This window comes from Candidatus Magnetaquiglobus chichijimensis (assembly GCF_045865675.1).
In the GTDB taxonomy this organism is placed as follows: Bacteria; Pseudomonadota; Magnetococcia; order Magnetococcales; family Magnetaquicoccaceae; genus Magnetaquiglobus; species Magnetaquiglobus chichijimensis.
The window spans coordinates 420958-440865 of the sequence record NZ_BAAFGK010000005.1 but is presented as its reverse complement, the minus strand read 5'-3'; the positions used below and the strand labels follow the sequence as shown (position 1 = coordinate 440865).

At 63.8% G+C, this 19908-nt stretch carries 17 protein-coding genes and 1 tRNA gene; 9 read left to right on the top strand and 9 right to left on the bottom strand.

Annotation, left to right across the window (positions count from 1 at the left end):
* Positions 1-255: 255 nt before the first annotated feature.
* Positions 256-1185, bottom strand: a complete 930-nt coding sequence (hemC, locus tag ACOY6C_RS15705; RefSeq protein ID WP_420906466.1) for a hydroxymethylbilane synthase — start codon at positions 1183-1185, stop codon at positions 256-258.
* A gap of 383 nt (positions 1186-1568) precedes the next feature.
* Here hemC and tsaD point away from each other — a divergent pair, with 383 nt between their 5' ends.
* The 5 genes from tsaD to ACOY6C_RS15680 all read left to right on the top strand — a co-directional run bounded on the left by tsaD (position 1569) and on the right by ACOY6C_RS15680 (position 7371).
* On the top strand, positions 1569-2624 hold the full coding sequence (gene tsaD / locus ACOY6C_RS15700; RefSeq protein ID WP_420906465.1) for a tRNA (adenosine(37)-N6)-threonylcarbamoyltransferase complex transferase subunit TsaD: 1056 nt from the start codon (positions 1569-1571) through the stop codon (positions 2622-2624).
* 63 nt (positions 2625-2687) lie between these two features.
* A complete protein-coding gene (locus ACOY6C_RS15695; protein WP_420906464.1) occupies positions 2688-3710 on the top strand; it encodes an NAD(P)H-dependent glycerol-3-phosphate dehydrogenase in 1023 nt (340 codons plus the stop codon).
* 5 nt (positions 3711-3715) lie between these two features.
* Entirely contained in the window at positions 3716-4237 is a 522-nt protein-coding gene (locus ACOY6C_RS15690; RefSeq protein WP_420906463.1) for an ATP-dependent zinc protease family protein, read from the top strand.
* Complete coding sequence (gene rimK, locus ACOY6C_RS15685; RefSeq protein WP_420906462.1) at positions 4234-5136, top strand: 30S ribosomal protein S6--L-glutamate ligase; 903 nt, start codon at positions 4234-4236, stop codon at positions 5134-5136. Before ACOY6C_RS15690 ends, rimK begins: the two co-directional genes overlap by 4 nt.
* Before the next feature lie 18 nt (positions 5137-5154).
* Positions 5155-7371 carry a SulP family inorganic anion transporter gene (locus ACOY6C_RS15680; protein WP_420906461.1) on the top strand — a complete coding sequence of 739 codons (2217 nt, stop codon included), beginning with the start codon at positions 5155-5157 and terminating at the stop codon, positions 7369-7371.
* 303 nt (positions 7372-7674) lie between these two features.
* Here ACOY6C_RS15680 and ACOY6C_RS15675 read toward each other — a convergent pair whose 3' ends face one another.
* Positions 7675-7821: a hypothetical protein gene (locus ACOY6C_RS15675; RefSeq protein WP_420906460.1), complete on the bottom strand. Its 147-nt coding sequence runs from the start codon at positions 7819-7821 to the stop codon at positions 7675-7677.
* Between the two features lie 314 nt (positions 7822-8135).
* On the opposite strand from ACOY6C_RS15675, the gene ACOY6C_RS15670 reads away from it, so the two are divergent.
* Entirely contained in the window at positions 8136-8918 is a 783-nt protein-coding gene (locus ACOY6C_RS15670; RefSeq protein ID WP_420906459.1) for an OmpA family protein, read from the top strand.
* Positions 8919-9009: 91 nt separating this feature from the next.
* A complete protein-coding gene (locus ACOY6C_RS15665; RefSeq protein WP_420906458.1) occupies positions 9010-10587 on the top strand; it encodes an SPOR domain-containing protein in 1578 nt (525 codons plus the stop codon).
* Between the two features lie 438 nt (positions 10588-11025).
* Here the strand turns inward: ACOY6C_RS15665 and ACOY6C_RS15660 are convergent, their stop codons facing one another.
* A complete protein-coding gene (locus tag ACOY6C_RS15660; protein ID WP_420906457.1) occupies positions 11026-11661 on the bottom strand; it encodes an MBL fold metallo-hydrolase in 636 nt (211 codons plus the stop codon).
* Positions 11658-11945: a WGR domain-containing protein gene (locus ACOY6C_RS15655; RefSeq protein ID WP_420906456.1), complete on the bottom strand. Its 288-nt coding sequence runs from the start codon at positions 11943-11945 to the stop codon at positions 11658-11660. The genes ACOY6C_RS15660 and ACOY6C_RS15655 overlap by 4 nt, the downstream gene beginning before the upstream one ends.
* 198 nt (positions 11946-12143) lie before the next feature.
* On the opposite strand from ACOY6C_RS15655, the gene ACOY6C_RS15650 reads away from it, so the two are divergent.
* Together ACOY6C_RS15650 and ACOY6C_RS15645 are read left to right on the top strand one after the other, a co-directional pair.
* Positions 12144-12545: a M67 family metallopeptidase gene (locus ACOY6C_RS15650; protein ID WP_420906455.1), complete on the top strand. Its 402-nt coding sequence runs from the start codon at positions 12144-12146 to the stop codon at positions 12543-12545.
* 267 nt (positions 12546-12812) lie between these two features.
* A tRNA-Leu gene (locus ACOY6C_RS15645) sits at positions 12813-12899 on the top strand.
* Between the two features lie 415 nt (positions 12900-13314).
* Here the strand turns inward: ACOY6C_RS15645 and ACOY6C_RS15640 are convergent.
* The 5 genes from ACOY6C_RS15640 to ACOY6C_RS15620 all read right to left on the bottom strand — a co-directional run bounded on the left by ACOY6C_RS15640 (position 13315) and on the right by ACOY6C_RS15620 (position 19896).
* A complete protein-coding gene (locus tag ACOY6C_RS15640; protein WP_420906454.1) occupies positions 13315-13920 on the bottom strand; it encodes a DUF1318 domain-containing protein in 606 nt (201 codons plus the stop codon).
* A complete protein-coding gene (locus ACOY6C_RS15635; RefSeq protein WP_420906453.1) occupies positions 13901-17623 on the bottom strand; it encodes an AsmA family protein in 3723 nt (1240 codons plus the stop codon). The genes ACOY6C_RS15640 and ACOY6C_RS15635 overlap by 20 nt, the downstream gene beginning before the upstream one ends.
* A gap of 67 nt (positions 17624-17690) precedes the next feature.
* The gene (locus ACOY6C_RS15630; RefSeq protein WP_420906452.1) at positions 17691-17915 is read right to left on the bottom strand and encodes a hypothetical protein; all 225 of its coding nucleotides are present in this window, start codon (positions 17913-17915) and stop codon (positions 17691-17693) included.
* 38 nt (positions 17916-17953) lie between these two features.
* On the bottom strand, positions 17954-19312 hold the full coding sequence (locus ACOY6C_RS15625; RefSeq protein WP_420906451.1) for a cold shock domain-containing protein: 1359 nt from the start codon (positions 19310-19312) through the stop codon (positions 17954-17956).
* A complete protein-coding gene (locus ACOY6C_RS15620; protein ID WP_420906450.1) occupies positions 19309-19896 on the bottom strand; it encodes a peptidylprolyl isomerase in 588 nt (195 codons plus the stop codon). Before ACOY6C_RS15620 ends, ACOY6C_RS15625 begins: the two co-directional genes overlap by 4 nt.
* Positions 19897-19908: the final 12 nt, after the last annotated feature.

Genomic DNA, 19908 nt, shown 5'->3' with positions numbered 1-19908 from the left:
CTCTACGTTACCTATGGAACTCCCGAAGGGGAGATCCATGGTACGGGGGTGAGGGGCTCTCCCCCATCATGCCGTGGAACAAACCCTGGATGCCAGCTTCTTTGAGAAGAGCGCGCCAAAAGCCAAAATCAAAAGCAGAACCCTGGGAGAGAAATCTCCCGGACGCTCTCTTTTTTTCAACGGTCAAAGCGATCCATTCCCAGCCGGGTACGGATCAACTCCCCATCATCGGCGCGGCCAGCAGCCGGGTACGGATCAACTCCCCATCATCGGCGCGGCCAGCAGACGATCGGCGCCCAGGACGATCAACGCGCGGGCCAGGGCGCGACCCAGCGCCTCCGGCTCCTCGGGGTCACCGCTCACGTCTCGGGTGATCAACTCCCGGCCATCCAACGAGCCGACCCGACCGGCCATCACCAGACGCTCCCCCTCCAGCCGCGCGAAGCCGGCGATCGGCACCTGACACCCCCCCTCCAGCTCATGCAGGAAAGCCCGCTCGGCCCGCACCGCGGTACGGGTCTCCGGATGGTTCAACGGCTCAAGCCACCGCCGGGTGGCCGCGTCGTTCAGACGGCACTCGATCCCCACCGCGCCCTGACCATTGGCGGGAATGATCCGCTCCGGCGCGAAATACTCCACCACCCGCTCCAGAAGTCCCAACCGCTTCACCCCGGCGGCAGCCAGCACGATGGCTTCGAACTGGCCGGATTCGAGTTTGGCGATGCGGGTGTTGACATTGCCGCGCAGGGATTCGATCCGCAAATCCGGGCGTTCGTGCAGCAATTGGCACTGACGACGCAACGACGAGGAGCCGACCCGCGCCCCATGGGGCAGATCGCTCAAGCCCGCGTAACGCACCGACAGCAGCACGTCGCGGGGATCCTCGCGTTCCAGAATCGCGGCAATGCCCAACCCCTCGGGAAACTCCGCCGGCACATCCTTCATCGAGTGGACCGCCAGATCGACGCGCCCATCGAGCAGCGCCTCTTCCAGCTCCTTGACGAACAGCCCCTTGCCGCCGACCTTGGCCAGCGGCACATCCAGAATGATATCGCCCCGGGTTTTGATGATGACCAGCTCCGCCTTGAGACCCGGATGGGTGGACTCCAGCCGGGACTGGACCCAGCGGGCCTGCCAAAGCGCCAGGGCACTGCCGCGCGTGCCGATCTTGAGGGTGGTATTCATGTTTCCGCTCGCATCTTTCGATCCCAACACATGGCATCGATGGTGAAAAGGTGACGTCGCGACATGGGGGGAGAACCCCCTCGCCCCCCACCGGGGATGTCTCTTGCGAGACATCCCCGGAAGATTGGCGACTTGGGGGGAGAACCCCCTCGCCCCCCACCGGGGATGTCTCTTGCGAGACATCCCCGGAAGATTGGCGACTTGGGGGGAGAACCCCCTCGCCCCCCACCGGGGATGTCTCTTGCGAGACATCCCCGGAAGATTGGCGACATGGGGGGAGAACCCCCTCGCCCCCCACCGGGGAAGTCTCTTACGAGACATCCCCGGTAAAAGGGAGTATCCTTGATCACCATGGCATAAAACAGGTCACAAGGACAAGGATCATGCGGATTCTGGGCATCGAAAGCAGTTGCGACGAGACCGCCGCCGCCGTGGTGGAGCTGGATGGGATGGGGGCGACGACGCGTCCGCGCCTGCTCTCCAACGTGGTGCATGGTCAGGTGGAGGTGCATGCCCGTTACGGCGGGGTGGTGCCGGAGCTGGCCAGTCGCGCCCACATCCGCAACATTCAACCGGTGATCGATCAGGCGTTGCGCCTGGCCGGGATTGAACCTTCCGCCCTGGACTGCGTGGCGGTGACCGCCGGACCGGGACTGATCGGGGGCTTGTTGACCGGCATGGCCGCGGCCAAGGGTCTGGCCATGGCCCTGGATCGCCCGCTGGTCGGCGTACACCACATGGAAGGGCATCTGATGAGCCCGTTTCTGGATCCGAACGCGGGTGACATGGATTTTCCCTTTGTGGCGCTGCTGGTGTCGGGCGGCCATACGTTGCTGGTACACGCGCGCGGGTTCGGGGATTACCGGGTTCTGGGTCGCACCCGCGACGATGCAGTGGGCGAGGCCTTCGACAAGGGGGCCCGACTGCTGGGACTGGGCTATCCGGGCGGACCGGCGATCGCCGCGCTGGCCGAGGGCGGGAATCGGTCCGCCATCCCCTTTCCCCGCGCCATGCCGGGACGCACGCAGCTGGATCTCTCCTTCTCCGGCTTGAAGACCGCGCTGCGCACCTTTCTGGGCCACCATCCGGACAAGCAGACGGACGCGGGATGGCGGCGCGACGTGGCCGCCTCGTATCAGGAGGCGATCGTCGAGGTGCTGGTCACCAAATCGCTGGCCGCCTGTCGGGAGAGCGGAGAACGCCGCCTGATCGTGGCCGGGGGAGTGGGGGCCAACCGACGGTTGCGCGACATGCTGGCGGAACGGGCCGAAAGGCAAGCGGTGCGCGTCTACTTCCCGCCGCTGGCGCTCTGCACCGACAACGGCGCGATGATCGGCCTGGCCGGGGCGCGCCGGTTCCTGGCCGGGCAGCGGGATGGATGGATGTTGAACGCGCGTGCGCGTTGGCCCATCGAAGGGTTGGCGGACCAAAGGGATTGAGGGACGGGGAAGCACGGCTGTTCGCGGTCCGCCGGGCGTGGGTTCTGAATGGGATGGTGAATCATGGATACGACATCAACAGCGGTCATCGGCGCGGGATCCTGGGGCACAGCCCTGGCCACGGTGCTGGCCAGCAAGCTGCCGCGCGTCACCCTCTGGTGCCACGAGCCGGAGGTGGCCGAAGGGATCAACCGCAACCAGCGCAATCCGCTCTTTCTGCCGGAGTTCCAACTGCCGGGCAACATCGTCGCCACCACGGATCTGCACCAGACGGCCCGAGAACACGCCATTCTGGTGATGGTGGTGCCGACCCAGTTCACGCGGGGTATCCTGACCGCGTTGCGGGAGTCGGTCACCCCGGAGACCCTGTTCGTCTCGGCCAGCAAGGGGGTCGAGGCGGCCACCATGACCCTGTTGTCCGAGATTCATGTGGACATTCTGGGCGCGGAACTGGGCGGCAAGAGCTGCTTTTTGTCCGGACCGTCGTTCGCCCGTGACACCATCATGCGTCTTCCGGCGGCGGTGGCCATCGCCGGCGGGGATCCCGAACGGGTGGAACGGGTGCAGAAGCTCTTCCATACCCCGTGGTTTCGCACCTACTCCACCGAGGACGTGATCGGTCTGGAGCTGGGTGGGGCGTTGAAGAACGTCATGGCGCTCGCGGCGGGGATCTCCGACGGACTCGGCATGGGACACAGCGCCCGCGCGGCGCTGATCACCCGCGGCTTGAACGAAATGCTGCGCCTGGGCATCAAACTCGGCGCCCGCCCCGAGACCTTCGCCGGACTCTCCGGACTCGGCGACCTGCTCCTGACCGCCACCTCGGACCTCTCCCGCAACCGGAGCGTGGGGGTGCGCATCGGACGCGGCGAAACGCTGGAGTCGATTCAGCGCGGAACCCACGAAATCGCTGAAGGGGTGCGCACCGTGGAAGGGGTGCGCCGTTTGGCCGAGAAACTCGATCTCGACCTGCCGATCACCCGCGCGGTGCATGGCATCCTGTACGAGGGACGCGCCCCGCTCGACGCGGTGCGCGATCTGATGGAACGGGATCTGAAGCCCGAACATGGTGGTTTCGAGGGGTGATGGCCATGGCCACCGCGCGCAAACTCCACGCCCCGTGCGTCAAGAAGCCGCAAATCATCGGCTGGCGCGAGTGGGTCGCCCTGCCGGAGATGGGGGTGGAGCGGATCAAATGCAAGATCGACACCGGCGCCCGCACCTCGGCGTTGCACGCCCTGGATCCCCACCTCGTCGAACGGCCCGAAGGGGCCTTCGTCCGCTTCAAGCTCCATCCGGTGCAGCGCAAAAGCAAGCCGGAGATCCTCTGCGAAGCCCCGCTGGTGGACTCCCGCACCGTGGTCAGCTCCGGCGGCCACACCGAACAACGCTTCGTGATCCGCACCCGTGTCCAGCTCGGCGAACGGGATTGCGAGGTGGAAATCACCCTCACCGATCGCGCGCCCATGGGTTTTCGCATGCTGATCGGGCGTACCGCGGTGCGCGGCAAGTTCCTGGTGGATCCGGGCTGCTCGTTCCTTTTGTCGCGTAACCCGCACGATGGGGGAAAAACCCCCTCGCCCCCCGACCGTAACAAGGAGGCGGAACCATGAAAATCGCCATCCTGGCCCGCAATCCCAACCTCTACTCCCACAGGCGGCTGGTGGAGGCGGCGCGCGAACGCGGTCACGAGGTGGAGATCATCGACACCTTGAAGATCTACATGAACATCTGCCCCAATCAGCCGCGCATCCGTTACGGAGGCAAGGAGTTGACCGGCTTCGACGCGGTGATCCCGCGCATCGGCGCCTCGATCACCTTCTACGGGCTGGCGGTGCTCAATCAACTGGAAATGATGGGAGTCTATCCCCTCAACGGCAGCGAATCGATCGCCAAATCCCGCGACAAGCTGCGCTGTCTGCAACTGCTGGCCGGGGCCGGCATCGGACTGCCGGTGACCGGCTTCGCCCACGCCACCCAGTTCACCGATGACCTGATCCAGATGGTCGGCGGCGCGCCGGTGGTGATCAAGCTGCTCGAAGGGACCCAGGGGATCGGCGTGGTGCTGGCCGAAACCCACCGTTCCGCCAAAAGCATGATCGAGGCCTTTCGCGGCATGGATGCCAACATCCTGGTCCAGGAGTACATCCAGGAGGCCAAAGCCGCCGACATCCGCTGTCTGGTGGTGGGCGAACGGGTGGTGGCCTCGATGATGCGTCAGGGCAATGGCGAGGATTTCCGCTCCAACCTCCACCGGGGCGGCCAGGCCCTGCCGATCCGCATCACCCCGCAAGAGCGCCAGACCGCCGTGCGCGCCGCCCGCCTGATGGGGCTGAATGTGGCCGGCGTGGACCTGTTGCGCTCCAACCGCGGCCCGCTGGTCATGGAGATCAACTCCTCCCCCGGCCTCGAGGGGGTCGAAAAAGCCACGGGCATCGACGTGGCCGGCAAGATCATTCAGTTCCTGGAACACAAACTGCGTCCCGTCCGTTCTCGCAAACCCAAAGCCTGATTCAAGGAGATTCCGATCATGGCAACGACCAACAAACTCGCGGGAGATATCTGGGGCGGTCTGGCCGCCATGCTGGTGGCCCTGCCGTCCGCCATCGCCTACGGCGTGGTGAGCTTCACCCCGCTCGGCGGCAGCTACCTTGGGGTCGGCGCCATGGCCGGGGTGATCGGCACCGTGATCCTCGGCCTGGTGGCCCCGGCCATCGGCGGCGCGCCACGCCTGATCACCGCACCCTGCGCCCCCGCCGCCGCCGTGCTCTCGGCCCTGTGCGTGGAGCTGCTGGCCGGCAACCAGAATCTCTCGGCCCTCGCCCCGGAACAGATCCTGCTGCTCATCGCCATCGTCGGCCTGCTCTCCGGCGTGCTCCAGGTGCTCTTCGGGGTGCTCGGCGGCGGCAAGGTGATCAAATTCATCCCCTACCCCGTGGTCTCGGGTTACTTAAGCGGCGTGGGCATGCTGATCTTTCTGAGCCAGATCCCGAAACTGTTCGGCCTGCCCAAGGGAACCCCGGTCATGCAGGGGCTCTTCGATCCCTCGCTCTGGCAGTGGACCGGCATCGTCGTCGGCATCGTCACCATCATCGGCATGAGCCAGGCGGCACGCATCACCAAGGTGATCCCTGCCCCGATCATCGGCCTGATGGCCGGCATGATCACCTATTTCGTCATTGCCCTGGCCCGTCCGGAACTCCTGCAACTGACCGACAACAAACTCCTCATCGGTCCCATCGACGTCGATTTCACCGCCATGAGCCACGGCATGGAGGAGCGCTGGAACGCGGTCGGAAAAATGGGCTTCAAGGATTTCGCCGCCATCCTCGTCCCGGCCATCACCCTGTCGGTGCTGCTCTCCATCGACACCCTGAAAACCTGCGTGGTGGTCGATGCCCTCACCCGCACCCGGCATGACTCCAACCGCACCCTGATCGGTCAGGGAGTCGGCAACCTTTTGACCGCCGTGGTCGGCGGCATGCCCGGCGCCGGCACCATGGGCGCCACCCTGGTCAGCATCAACAGCGGCGGTCAGACCCGCCTGTCGGGTCTGCTGGAAGGGGTGTTCTCCCTGATCGTGCTGCTGCTGTTCGCCAAACTGATCGGCTGGGTGCCGATCGCCGCCCTGGCCGGCATCCTGATGGTGGTCGCCTACCGCATGGTTGACTGGCACAGTCTTGCGCTGCTCAAACAGCGCTCCACGGTGCTCGACTTCTTCGTGATCCTGGCGGTGGTGGTGGTGGCGGTGGCCTTCAACCTCATCGCCGCCGCCGGGGCCGGCATCGGCTTCGCGGTGGTGCTGTTCCTGCGTGAACAGGTGCGCAGCTCGGTGGTGCGGCGCCGTCGCCACGGGGATCGGGTCTCCTCCAAACGGGTCCGCCTGCTGGAAGAGAAGGAGATCCTCGCCGCCAACGGCACGGTGAGCACCATCGTCGAGTTGCAGGGAAATCTCTTCTTCGGCACCACGGACCAGCTGTTCACCAGCCTCGAGGGCGACATCAAAAGCTGTCGCTTCCTGATCCTCGACATGCGTCATGTGCAGTCGGTGGATTTCACCGGCATCCGTATGCTCACCCAGATCGGCGCCATGCTCAAAGAGCGGGATGCCTACCTGATCTTCAGCGAACTGCCCACCTCCCTGCCCACCGGGCTGGATCTGGGCACCTACTTCGAACAGACCGGATTGCTCTCCCATGGCGACAACATCAAGCTCTATCCGGATCTGGACGCGGCCATGGAGTGGGTGGAAGATTATCTGATCGAGGAGAACCGCAAACTCAAGACCGGCGAAACCCGGATGATGAATCTGAACGATATCCCGCTGTTGCGCGGTCTGCTCGACGAGGGGAGCCTGGAGATCCTCTCCTCCTTCACCGAGGAGCGCAGCTACGACGCGGGCGACAAGGTGTTCAACCGCGGCGACGAAGGGGACGAGATCTATCTGATCCGGCGCGGCCAGGTGCGCATGGTGCTGCCGTTGCCGAGCGGCAAAATCCTCACCCTGGCGGTGTTCGGGCGTGGACATTTCTTCGGTGACATGGCGTTCCTGGATCGCGGTCACCGCTCCACGGACGCGGTGGTCGATACGCCGACCGAGTTGTACATCATCTCGCGCAAGCGTTTCGAGGAGGTGGCCAAGAGCCATCCGGTGTTGGGACACCACGTTTTCAGCCGTCTGGCGCGGGCGTTGTCGCACCGGCTGCGTTATGCCAATGCCGAGTTGATGGCCTTGAAGGATGCGTGAGGGGATGGCGGCGAGGACGGGAGCGCGAGGCGTCCGGACGCGGCGTGATGGCCGGATCCGGACGCCCGCCACCAGGAAATTCACGGGCAAACCACGTCAAACCCCACGTTTTCCGGGATTGTGACCCGTGCGCCAGCCGACCTGGACGACTCCCTGCCTGGTCAGAAGGTACGTCATGACCCATCTGAATGTTTAAGGATGACCCAAAACCATGGGAGCTTGACGTGGATTTTGATAAGTGATAGATCTGTCATGAATGAAAAAAAGATGAACCGTATTATGAATGACTGTTCAGAAATTGTTTCAAAAGGTTGTACACAACCCTTCATGCGCGCGCACGGCCTGATGTGATTCGGCAGCCTGTCCCGCATGTTCAAGAAAAGTGCGTGACGCGAAACCCTGGAACCGGCTTTGACCGATCCATGGCGATTCCGGCGTCTTGATCTCCATGCTTTCCATATCCGCCACCATGAAGGTGACGGCAACACCTTGTCCATGTCTGCGCGGTTTGCCGCATCCAAAGATGGCACGGAGAATTATAAGGGTTTGCTGATATTGTATGCACGACAAATCAATAGATTGCTTGTACTAAATGAAATATATAATGTTGAAATGTGTGCCTTTTACCAATCCCTCTCGGGATTCGGTTGTTGTTTTTGTCTTTGGCACAGCAGCGCAGGATCAACCGTGACTCACAAACAAACATGGAGGATTCAATGAACTTGAAAGCAGTCGCAACCTTGACGGCATTGGGAGGATTTCTCTTGTCTGCCGGCTCCGCCATGGCGCACGAGAGCCATTCCTACACCTGGCACAAGGGATGGCATCATGTCGGTTTCTATTGCCAAGCACCTTCCGTGCCAAACACCCCGGTAGACCGCTACGGCTGCGCTGCCGTCCCCGACGCCGACAATGACGGTGTGGCCGATGTCAACGATCGCTGCTCCGACACCCCTGCCCTGGCCAAAGTTGACATGCACGGCTGCCCCCTGGATTCCGACCGGGACGGCGTGCCGGACTACAAGGATGACTGCGCGAACACCCCCGCCGGCGTGCCGGTGGACTCCTTCGGCTGCCCGATGGACAAGGACTCCGATGGCGTGATCGATGGCGCGGACAAGTGCCAGGCCACCCCGAGGGGCGACAAGGTGGATATGGCCGGATGCAGCCTGACCGCCAAGACGATGGTCACCTTCGCGCACGGCAGCGCGGTCATCGGCACGGCCCAGGCCAAAGCCCTCAAGGAGTTGGCCGCGGTCATCAAGGCCCATGGCGGCGTGCGCTTCCAGATCCAGGGCCATGCCGACGAAAGCGGTACTGCCGCCGGCAATGTCGCGCTCTCCAACCGTCGCGCTCAGGAAGTGCGTGCCTTCCTGCTGCGTCAGGGCATCAAACCGGCCCAGTTGAACACCGTCGGATATGGCGCCACCCGCCCCGTCGCTTACAATCTGATTCAGAGCAAGAATCGTCAGGAGTCCAACCGGCGGGTGGAGATCCATGCGCTCTCCGGCCATTACACCATCCGGGAGAGCGATACCATTCGCTGATCTCCATGGCATGATCTGCCAGGGCAGTCGTTCATTCAACATCCTGGAGCCTGCGGGTTTCCGGTTCAAGTCAGAATTTTAGGAGAAATCGATGGAACTTACGAAATCGACCGTCAAAAAATCCTTGTATGGTGTGGCCATGCTGCTGTTGCTCGGCGGCTGCGGCACGAATCCTCCGGCGGGTCATGCCCTGAATCATCACGACTCCATGGAGCGGACCCTGGTCAGCACCCATGAGAACACCGAATTCCTCATCAAGATGGATGTCGGCTCCTTTTGTCACGCCGGTGACTTCTGGGGCGCCAAACTGCGCAACAGCAACGGCAACATGCATGGCAAGCACCAGGTGAATCCGGAGTTCGTCCAGTTCCTGCGCACCGGGGAGATGAATGCCTCGACCCAGCCCACCCCGTTGGGACGTTTCTATTTCGGCGTGACCCAGGAGCTGCGCACCAAGTTCAACTCCTGCTTCCGGACCAGCTATGCCCGGCTCGACGCGGATGACGTTCTGGGTTATCACGTCTCGACCGCCGCCGGTGAAATTGGCCGCGAAATCGGCGTCGGCTATGCCCAGTGGCCCAAAAAGTTCTTCCAGATCAATCTGGATCGTTCCGGTTCCTACCAGGGCAAGTTCGACACCCTCCTCAAGGAGACCAATGCCCACGCCGTGGCGATGCTGGAACTGTTCGAAGAGCTGCTGATCACCGGTTCACCGGCGGATCGTCAATCCTTCCAGAACGGCTTCGTCTGCGGCTATCGCGAGTCCATGAAACGGACCCTGGCCGAAATGGCCAAGGAGATGCCCGCCGTGAGCCAGAAGCATGTGGCCTCCTCGGAGGATCTGGCCAAGACGGTGATCTGCCCGAACGCCCCCATCACCGGTTACGAGCTTTCCTACACCCGGACCGACAACTTCATGACCAAGGAGCTGGAAGGTCAGTTCTACGCCAACCATGCCAGCGAGGCCTCGGATACCGACAAGCTGGCGTTCCGGATCTTTTCCGCCGAGGAGATCTATCTGCGCAACTATCGCCGGGCGCTGCAAGCCGTCGGCTTCAAGGTGGGCAAGGCCCTGTTCCATGGTCTCAAGGAGCGCAACGACGGCGTGGAGTATCTGCGCAATCTCTCCCTGGCCGTGGACAAGAGCGAGGATCTCCAGCGCTACATGGCCCCCGGCTTCCTGGCGGGCTTCGAGCACAACGGCGAAAAGTATCTCAACGACATGCTCGGACAGCTGAATCTGCCCCGCGCCAGCGCCGCCGGGAAGCCTGCCGCCCAGGCGGACAAGCCTGCCGCGGCTCCGGCCAAGACCAGCAAAAGCGAAGCGCAACCCGCCGCCACCCTCTCCAAGAGCGCAGCCAAGCCTGACGTGCAACCGGTCTCCGCCACCACCAAGGATGCGGTTTCCGCCCGGAGCGGCACCTGCTTCGTGCATGTGGGCTCCTTCCAGAAAGAGCACAATGTCCATTCCGCCCAGGACGCGCTGAAGAAGAACGGTATCGACAACGTTTCCGTGAAGTCGGTGCCCGCCAAGCAGAACGACACCACCGTCGAACTGCTTCAGGTTCGGGTGGGGCCCTTCGCGACCCATGAGATGGCGCAGAGCGAGCGTCCCCGCGTTTCCCAGATCATTGGCAGCGCCATCGGTGGCGTGGTTTGCGACATCTGAGAGGCTGTTGGGTGCGTGCCGGAGTTCGATGTGGGCCATGGATGGCCCATTCGTTTACCGTGGACCGCCCGCGAGGGAGGGCCACGGTCAGGGGGTGAGGGGAGACTCCCCGGAAAAAGCGGCTCGGAACGAACCGTTGAGAAACGGATTGGCCCGCCGCTCCCGTCCCAGGGGTGAGGGGAGACTCCCCGGCAAAAGCGGCTCGGAACGAACCGTTGAGAAACGGATTGGCCCGCCGCTCCCGTCCCAGGGGTGAGGGGAGACTCCCCGGAAAAAGCGGCTCGGAACGAACCGTTGAGAAACGGATTGGCCCGCCGCTCCCGTCCCAGGGGTGAGGGGAGACTCCCCGGCAAAAGCGGCTCGGAACGAACCGTTGAGAAACGGATGTTCCGCCGCTCCCGTCCCAGGGGTGAGGGGAGACTCCCCGGCAAAAGCGGCTCAGAACGAACCGTTGAGAAACGGATTGGCCCGCCGCTCCCGTCCCAGAGTGGTCGAGGGGCCGTGACCGGGGTGACACTTCAGGCCGTCGTCGAGGGAGAGCAGACGATTCTGGAGGGAGTCCATCAACGTGTCGTAATCACCGCCGGGCAGATCGGTACGTCCGATGGAGCCGGCAAAGAGCGTATCCCCGACGATCAGATCCCCACCGCAGCGAAAACAGACCCCACCCGGCGTATGACCCGGCGTATGGATCACCTCCAGGGAGAGGCCGGCGATGGTCAGGGTCTGGCCATCGGCGAAGGAGCCATCGACGGTCGGCACCGGTCCGAAAGGCAAGCCCCAGGTGGCGGCATGTCGGGCCGCGCCTTCGACCAACGGTCGATCCTCGTCGTGGATCCAGAAGGCGGCGCCGGTGAGTTGTTTGAGTTCGCTCACGCCGCCGATGTGGTCGAAATGGCCGTGGGTGGCGAGGATGTGGGTGATTTTAAGCTTCAACGCCTGGGCACGGGCCAGGATACGTTTGGCATCCCCGCCCGGATCCACGACCAGGGCCTCGCCTCGGGTCGGATCGCCAAGAATCTGACAGTTGACCTGAAGCGGACCGGTTTCCAGGATCTCATGCACACGCGTCATCGATCGGACTCCCTGTTGGACAACAATCCCGCCATGGCCAGGCTCATCCCTTCGCGCATCATGACCCGATAGCCCTTGTCGAGCAGTTCGGATTCCAGGGCGAGCATGGCTTCCATGGCCAGTTCATAAGCATTGTAAGGGGTTTGACGCAACGTGCCCGACGCGCCGGAACGTCCCCATTCGCGCATGACGTGCCAGCGGCCCAGAAGGTCGCGCTGGATCTGGAGCGAATAGAAGAGCACCACGCCCGTGATCGGATTGGGTCGTTGCAGATAGACTTTCATGAAACGTCGCGAAACCCCATCATGCCGGAAAGACTCAAGCATACGGCTTGGCGGACCGGCGGTTGATTTTTTCATCAGGTTACACTATTTTACCCAGGAAGTCTCGTAAGAGAGTTCCCCGGTCGGGGGGGCGGTCTGTGTTCCTCCCATTATATCATTTTCTTTATGAATGGTCACCTGGACCGCACGCACTCGACGATGTGGATCATCTCCCGACCTCTGGTCAACAAAGTGTTCGCCCATGCGCAGCGCATGCTGCCGAAGGAGTGTGTGGGCGTGCTCTCCGGCCAGGGACGGGAGGCGACGGCGTGGCATCCGCTGACCAACATCGCCGGGGACGACCGGAGTTTTCTGGCGAATCCCGAGGAGCAGATCCGACTGTTTCGGAGCCTGCGCGAGCAGGGCCGGGAGGTGGTGGCCATCTACCACAGCCATCCGCGCGGCCCGGCGCAACCTTCATCGCTGGATCGGGAGTTGGCCACCTATCCGGATGCCCTGCTGTTGATCGTCGGCATGCAGACCGACGGACGGCTGGAGATCAACGGCTTTCTGGCCCATGATGGCCGCATGGAACAACAGGAGTTGACGATCCGCGATTAGCTTCCGGATGGTCCGGAATCCCAATCTCCCCGATCGTCCGGGAAGATTCGAATCGCCTGGAAAAGATTGTCCCGCCGTAACTTGCATGATGGAGGGGGAGATAACCCCCTCACCCCCCGTACCATGGACCTCCCTTCGGGAGCGCCATGGTCAAAGTCCCAAGGGCTGTGCCCTTGGATCCCACCCGGGGCCAGTGGCCCCCGAACCCCGCCAAAAGTAGGGGTTCTGAAATCGTTACGTCCCGCCCAAGATGCGGGAACACGCCTTGCCCGCGTGGCGGAACAGGTAGACGCATCGGACTTAAAATCCGCTGGCCGTAAGGCCGTCCCGGTTCGATTCCGGGCGCGGGCACCACATTTGGTTCCAAAGAGTGCCAAAAGAATTCAATAAGCCAGCAAAATTAAATGGTTGCTGGCTTTTTTGTTTCCAAGGCGTTCCAAAGGTGTGTCTAGACATTAATCTCTTCCGATTCCATCAAAACGACGCTGGTGTCGTTTTGGCAGAGAACGGAAAGAAGTTTTTCATCGGGGAGACTGCCACGAAGTTGGGTCTTGACCGTCGGACAATTGAACGGGCGGTGCGGCGTCGGAGATGATTGACCCGGAGGTCAAGGAGGCGATCCTGATCACCGCGCCGGAGGGGAAGCGGGCAAGCGCATCTCCTGGGCCGGTGGTGGGGTTTGACAGACCGGCGCGACCTGATGGGGCAGGCCCACCTCGACCGTGAACCTCCTTTTCGGCATGCCACGGCCCGGATTTCAACACCACCCTCAAGGCCCAGGCGCGCGCTCCGGCTCGTTCCCGGCCCCCTCCTTCATCCGCCAACCCCCATCCGGCAGCTGGATCCACGCCCCTGGGCTGGCCTGGTCGCGGTTCATCGCCGCGAAGATCCCCCGCACCCTGGGCAGATCCGCCTCCACCAGCCCCTCCTCGGCCAGAATCAACCGCTCCCAGATGGCCGCGCGATCCTGATTCTCCTCCTCCACCAAACGCCGCGCGAGAGTCCGGGCCTCGGCGGGGAGCTGCTCCACCTCCCGCACCGTCACCCCACCCTGATTGTTCTCGCCGATCACGCCGATCTTGCGGAAGTGATCCAGGTCATCGCGGTTGAAAGCCTGACGCTGCAAGGCGCGCAACACCGCCCGATACTCTGGGGTACGGGGGATCTGTCGCGCCAACCGCCCCTGGGGATCGATGGCGCGCACCGAGGTCAACAGCATCACCTCGCGCTGCAACTCGGCATAACTGCCAAGCACCTGATTCTCCAACGCGGTGCGCTCGTCCACCACCGTTACCTCGAGCAACGGTCCGCCGCAACCGGTCACCAACAGCGACCAGCCCAACATCAACCACACTTTACGGCGCGGTGGCTTCACGGGTTTCCACCTCCAGATGGGTCATGCCGATCCACTCCAACAGACGTGCCAGATTCTCCACCGGGGCCAGATCCTGCTGGATCTGCTCGAACTGGCCGAGCACGCCCAACGGAATCCGCTCCAGATTCAGGCTCGAGACCATCCCCTCGCGAAAATCGATCTTGAGCTTGATGGTTCCCTTGGCCAATTGCAAGTTCATTTGCGACGGATTGGCATACGACACCTTGGATCGGGCATTGCTCAAAGCGGGATTGCTCTCCTTGGGATCAAGAAAACGCAACAGCCGATCCAACGCCTCCTTGCCGATGCGGGTGAACAGAATACCCGCCTCGCTGCGTCCCAGATCCAACCTGCCACTCTCCTTGTCGAAACGCAACGCCAGCCGGGCGATGAAATCGACCTGACCATCCCCCACGATCCCCGCCTCGGCAGGCAGCAGACGGTTCAGATCCACCTCCACGCCTTCGAGCAGGGCATCCATGCGCGCCGGCTTGCTCCCCTCCAGGAGAACATTCCCGGCAATGGTGCCGCCCAGGAGATCCAGCCGCAGGTTCTGACCGCGCAACTGCCCCTCCTGGTAGCTCAGCTCCATGGTGATCTTCTCGGCGCGCACCCCGGCCAGCTCCAGTCGCTCGATGTTCAGCCGCCGTCCCTCGATACCGCTGGTCAAGGGGGAGGCGATCCGTTCCAAGGCGAAGGCCCGTCGTGCCTTCGTCTTCACCGGCACCTGCTTGGGATCGGTCCAGGTACTTTTGTTCGCGATCAGGGTTCCGGTCATGCCGCTCAGAACCAGATCCCCCCGCGTCACCCCCAGCTCCCGAGGCGAAACCAGAAAACGGGTGATGAAGGGGCCATTGACCGCCTTGAACAGACTCCACTCCAGCTCTCCGCGCCCGGTTCCGCGCGTTTCCAGCGTGGCCAGCACCGGATTGGCCCGTTCCAGATCGGCCCGCGCCCGTCCGGTCAGATCCACGAACAATCCGGCCAGACGTTCGGGAAGGCGCATCTCGCGGGGATCGAGCAGACCCGAAAGCCCGGACACCTCGCCATGCAGCTCCGCCTCCAGACCGGGCAACCCCCCCTTGAGACGGTTCAGCCGCCAGTGATCCGGATCCCGTCCCACCAGCTCGAACTCCAAACGGGCCTGTTCCAGCGCAATGCCGTGGAACTCCCGCCAGGGAGCGCCTGGATCGAGGGGTGCGGGGGGTTTTCCCCCATTTTGAACATGCGCCGGGGCCTCGGGCCGCTCCCAGCGCCCGGCGTGCAGATCCGCGCGCAGGGTCACACCCTGTCCCGGCTCCGGGGCGAAACGGAGGTTCACGTTCCCCTTGCCCCCGGTCAACCGCGCGTTTCCCCAGCGTCCCTCCACCCCGGAGGCCGAGGCGGTCAACGCCAGCCGCAGCGGCGGAGGCGCCTCGCGACTCCACCCCTTGAGCGACCCCGGACTCCCCTCCAGATCGACCTTCACCGCCACGTTCCCCGAAAACGGCTGATGCGTGGCCCCGGCTCCCCCCTCGTCGCTGGCCAGCAGAGCCAACCGACCCAACTCCAGCCGCTCCAGGCCCCCGGTCAGCCGCAGAAAATCCTCCTCGCTCCGATACTCTCCGCTCAGGCGCGCCGTCAGCGCCCCTTCGGCATCGATCGCGAGAGAGTCGAGCCGATGCAACCCGCTGTTCAGCTCGCTCGAGGCGCGCGCCGACCAGTGAAAATCGGGCCACAGCCACTGGTAATCCCCATCCCGAACCGACGCCTTCCGACCAACCCCGCTCCAGGATTGACTCACCACCGCATCCCCAAAGGGCGCATCGGGCGTGAAGGTGCCCCTGGCCTCGGTCTCCAGCACGCCGGTGAACCGATCCATGCGGATATCCGCCGCGAAGACCGGTTTCTCCAGATGCCCATCGAACCGCGCCCGACCCTCCCAGGCTCCGCTCTCCGGCAGCAGCCGACCCCGACCCGCGAGGGTGATTTCGGCCTCCTCGCTGGTCAGATCGGCTCCCGCGCGCGGTTCCGCGAGGCTGAGCGTCCCCTTCACCACCCCCTCGATCGGACCATCCACCACGGGCCGGTGCGCCTTCCAGGCCAATTTCAACCGCTCGAGCCGACCCCCCACCCCGGTCTCGTCGTCCGACCAGGCCACGGGCGCCAGATCGACCAGACCACCCAGGGCGATGCGACGCGGCAGACGGTTGGCCATCAACGTGGCGCGACCGTGCAGGGAGAGACGGCTCTCCCCAGGCGAAACCGACAACGTAACCCCGCCCGGCAGCAGACGGGCCAGGGCTACGGCCAGCTTGCGACCATCCACCGTCGCGGAAAAGGTTCCGGAGAGGCTCTGTTCCCCGTCGGTCTGGTCGTCCGGGGTCAATTCCAACCTGCCGCCGATACGGGCGATGTCGTCGAGTCGCACCAGCAGCCGGTCGATGGAGAAGCGTTCCCGTTCCGGATCGAAGGCGGCCAACAGCTTGGTCTCAAAGTGCACCGGACGGCCACCCTCTCCCTCCCCACCGACAAGCAACCGCTCCACCTTGAGGCGTCCGTGGCCGGCCAGCGACCCATCCGCACGGTGTTCGGCCCCCATCAACAGCGACCCTTTCCCGACCTGGACCTCGGGGATGACCAGCCGCTCGGCGGTCCCATGCAGCTCCGACCGCATCCCCTGCCAGGCTCCCGCCTGAATCCGCATCCCGGAGATGGTCAACCGCGCCGTGCCGCGCTCCAACACCCGTTCCCGATCGCCGGGAAGCCGGGCATCCAGATCGGTGAGTTCCAACGCCCCCTCCCCGGAACCGCTCAACCCGTCGTCGTCGCGCACCCCCTGAAACCGCCATGCGCCGCCCCCCTTGCCGGTCAGCCGCGCCGCGCGCCAGTCGTCCGGCAGCCACGGTTTCACCAGAGCCAACAGCGGGGCCAGCTCCACCGGTTCGGCCCGCAACAACAGATCGATCTCGGCGGGATGCCGGTTGAGGGTCAGCCGCGCATCCAGCGGCACGGTGAGCAGCTTCCCCAACCGCAGGGTGGAGCGCCGCGCCCCTTGCCCGCTCTCGTTGCCCAGATCCATCTCGAGGCTCACCGGCAGATGCACCGAGCCGTTCCCGTCCGCATAGGCCAGATCGTCGATGGTGATCTTACCGGTCAGATCCATGCCTTGCCGGTCAACGCGCAGGGCGGCCCGCATGGCCAGCTGTCGCACGCTTAAGCGCGCGCCGGGCATGGGTTCATAGGCCAGGTCGATATCCTCCACCACGAAGGATTGCATGGCGAGTCGCAACGGCAGGGTGGTGGCGACCCAGGCCGGGGCCAGCACCGGATGGGGGGTGGGCGGGGTGGACTCCTCGGATGGCGACTCCGGCTCCCCGGTCAGATGCGCGGCGGAGAGATCCAGACGTCCCCCATGGATGCGCACTTCGCGGATCGTGAGTCGCCCGAGCAGGAGATCCGGCCAGTCGATGGCCAGGTTGATCCCCTGGAGCTGGAACAGGGTGCGCTCTTCGAGTCGCCAGGCGATCTGGCGGGCTTGCAGACCGGTGACATAATCGAGGGTGAGCGCATCGATGGTGATCGCGCCGGGGAGATCGTGACCAAGAACGGCGATCAGATGGCGCTTGAACGGCTCCGAGGAGACGATGGTCTGCAACGAGGCCACCACCGACAGCAGGGCCATGGCCAGGATCCAGGCGCCGATTTTCAGGATGCGCCGCATGCGAGGGTCTCCCCGGATGGAACTGGAGGGTCAGCCGGCGCGGATCGGCTGCGCGACTCCGGCACAATCAGCCGCGCGGGCTCTCCCCGGTGCGCCGTTCCGGGGGATGGATCCCCTCCCCGCTGTCGTGTCCGGGATCCGGTTCATCCTGCGGTGGTCTGGCGATCGATTGGGGCTCCGCCCGACCCTTGTTGACCGTGCGCGGTTGCCGCTCCTGGCCGGCTGGGGGCCTGGACGACAGCGGATCGGGTTCCGCCCGCCCCGACGTGGGAAGCAGCAGGCCCAGTATCAACCAACCCGCGATCCGGTGGCGCGCACGCGGCGGCTGGATCACAGATCCAGACCCTTTTTCTTGACCAACCGCACGTTGTTGGCCCGATAGGTCTCGTTGCGGCCCGGATAGACCTCGAACTCGATGTGGTCGCCGGGTCCGGGGACATGTTCGGGATCGGTCAGCTCCGAAACGTGGATGTAAACGCTGTTGCGCTTGCACTTGGCGAAGCCATACCCCTTTTCCGGGAAATAGACGGTCACCACCGCCTGTTCGATCGAGCCGATCACCAGCGCCTCGCCCACATCGCCGGGTTGCGGGTTGGCCTCGCCGAGCTTGGTGATCTGCAAGGCGATCAACCCTTCGGATTCGGAACCCGATCCGGCGGTGAACTCCACGATGTCATCGACCCGCAACCGCTCGTAGAGCACCTCCTGGGAGAGGGCGAAGAAACGGATCGATTTGCCCTCCTGATCGCGGATCGAGATGTGGCCGCAGCCATCTTCCTGGCACGATTCGACCCGCCCCTGCAGACGACTCCCCATCACCAGCACCGAACAGGCCTGGGGACGCCCCTCCTTCCCCGGCTTGATGACGAAGAGCACATGATCGTTCTCGAAGACCGGCACCTGATGAATCACGTAGGTCATGTGGAAATAGATTTCCTGGTACTCGTGATTCTCGGCGTAGTACTGGATGAAGCCGAAACCGCGCTCCTTCTTGAAGGCCGACACCTTGCCGAAGTAGGGACGCTCCTGGGCGGGATCCTCTTCCAGGGTACCCCGCACCGGTTCGATGGGCGAGGCGGCCAGGTATTCGCCGGGGTTGGACTGCCAGTGGATGGCGAAGCGTCGGGCGGGCCCGTTCATGCCGGCAACGCGGAAGGAGGGCAGCTCGAGGTAATAGTCGCTCCGCGCGCGGGAGACCAGCTCTCCGGCCTTGGAGCGGATCGGGAAATCCGGCGGATCGTGGGGATCCGGGTGGTGCAGCAGGATGGCGTTCCCCCTGGCCTGTTCGCTCAGGAACAGGGCCAGGTCACTGGCCAGACCGAGATAATCGCTCCGTTTGTGCTCGGTGAGGTGCAGGGCGAAGACCTCGCCGGTGGCGATGCCGATGCCGCAGGCCAGACCGTGCAGGGGGTAACGCCGTTTTTCCTGCAACTGCTCCTGGATGTCGATGGCGGCCTGGAGCGCGTCGCCGGGGTGACGAAAGGCGCACATCACCCCGGACGTCAGACAGCGGACGAACTTGCCGTTATGCCGGGTGGCCTGGGCAATGATCGCGGCGTAGAAGCCGGCGTACAGCTCGGCCCACTCGCGGGTCGGCCTGCCCTCCTTGTAGGAGTCGGCATTGTGGATGCGGACGCACAGGAAGCTCTTGACGACCGTTTCCAGACCGCTCCCCCGCGCCTGGGTCATGAACGCGACGCCTTGACGATGATCACCGATTCGATCGGCACATCGCCATGGCCTTTGTTCATGCCGGTTTTGACCTTGGCGATCTTGTCGGCCACATCCATGCCCGAGACCACCTTGCCGAAGACCGCGTAGCCGAAGTCGCGCTTGCCGTGGTTGAGGAAGGTGTTGTCCACCAGGTTGATGAAGAATTGCGAGGTGGCGCTGTCCACGATCTGGGTACGGGCCATGGCGATGGTGCCACGGGCATTGAGCAGGCCGTTGTCGGCCTCGTTCTTGATGGGGGCGTTGTTGGGTTTTTCCTTCATGTCCGGGGTCATGCCGCCGCCCTGGACCATGAAACCGGGGATGACCCGATGGAAGATCAATCCGTCGTAGAACCCGGCGTCCACGTAATCGAGAAAGTTCTTGACCGTGATCGGGGCCTTGGCTTCGTCGAGCTCGAGTACGATGTCGCCGTGATTCGTGGAAAGGGTCACCATGGGATGCGCTCCGGATTTGGATGGTTTGGGAACGTCGGCGGCTTGGACCGTGCCGGCCAACAGAAATACAAAAAGCAGTAAAGTGTAATAAATCCGCCCGGTCATGGTCAATGGCTC